At 73.7% G+C, this 1,246-nt stretch carries 2 protein-coding genes; one reads left to right on the forward strand and one right to left on the reverse strand.

Translation table 11 applies throughout. The features are described from left to right. Positions 1–807 (reverse strand): MFS transporter (locus H5J29_RS33305; RefSeq protein WP_181784853.1); only part of this gene is annotated, 807 nt, incomplete at its 3' end. A 92-nt stretch (positions 808–899) separates the two neighbouring features. Between H5J29_RS33305 and H5J29_RS33310 the strand changes: the two genes are divergently transcribed. Further along, on the forward strand, positions 900–1,246 hold a 347-nt coding region (locus H5J29_RS33310; protein WP_181784854.1), incomplete at its 3' end, for a TetR/AcrR family transcriptional regulator.

The raw sequence follows: 1,246 nt of genomic DNA on the forward strand, positions 1-1,246 counted from the left end.
GCCCAGCTCCTGGACAGCCCCGCCGCACCCCGACAGCAGCGTGACGACCATCCCGCCGACGAGGTGGTTCGCCAGCCCGAACAGCTGCGCGGCCACCGACGGCCCGAGCGAGAGGTAGAGCCCGCCGAGCGCCCAGCCGGCGACCATCACCGGCACCACGGGCACGACCTCGGCGCGCAGCCGCGCCGGGACCCCCACCACCGGACGCAGCGAGCCCAGCGCACCCGGCTTGCGCGCCGACGTCTCGGGCATCAGCGCCACGATCACCGCCGCGATCCCCATCCCGGTCAGCAGCAGCGCGTACACCAACCGGGTGGGGGCGGGCCCGAACTCGACGAGCGCCCCGGTGCCGAGCGCCCCCAGCGCGAGCCCCGACGTCGGCGCGACGGAGTTGACCACACCCGCCCGGCCCCTCGCGGTGGGCGACTCGAAGTCCACCAGCGCGGCACCGAGGGTGGTCACGGCCGCACCGGTGGCGACGCCCTGCAGCAGCCGGGCCAGCGACAGCACCACCACGTCCCCCGCCAGCAGGAACAGCACCAGCGCCGCGCTCTCCAGCAGGATCGCGCCGAACAGGACCGGCCGCCGTCCGACGTGGTCCGACAGGGCCCCGACGACGAGCAGGGACCCGAGCAGGCCCACGACGTAGATCGCGAAGACGACCGTGAGCACGGTCGGCGTGAAGTGCCAGAGCTGCTGGTAGACGACGTAGAGCGGGGAGGGCGCGCTCGACGCTCCCAGGAAGAGCATGACGATGGCGGCGACCGCTCCGAAGAACAGCGACCGGGAGCGGACCTCGGTATCCATGCGCCCTCGCAGACTGCAACGATCTGTGCGTTAAACCGCCCCGACCGTAGCACTAAAGAGCCAAGATCGTTGCGTTAGTGCATACTGGCGGCATGAGCAGCAGCCCCACCACCACCGGAACCCGGCCCGGCGGGCGGTCCGCGCGCGTCCGGGCAGCTGTGCACCGCGCCGTCGGGGAGCTGCTGGCCGAGCAGGGCGAGGCGCTCACGCTGCCGGTCGTCGCCACCCGCGCCGGGGTCCACCCGACCACGCTGTACCGGCGGTGGGGGTCGGTCGGCGAGCTGCTCGCGGACGTCGCGAGCAGCCGGTTCTCCGGGGACGTCGTGGTGCCGGACACCGGCGCACTGCGGACGGACCTCGAACGCTGGGCGGCGGACGTGGCCACGGACGTGGCCGACCCGGACGTGCTCGCCCGCATGAGGGCGAGCACGTCCGGGTC

The sequence above is a fragment of the Pseudonocardia pini genome, from assembly GCF_013870575.1.
In the GTDB taxonomy this organism is placed as follows: Bacteria; Actinomycetota; Actinomycetes; order Mycobacteriales; family Pseudonocardiaceae; genus Pseudonocardia; species Pseudonocardia pini.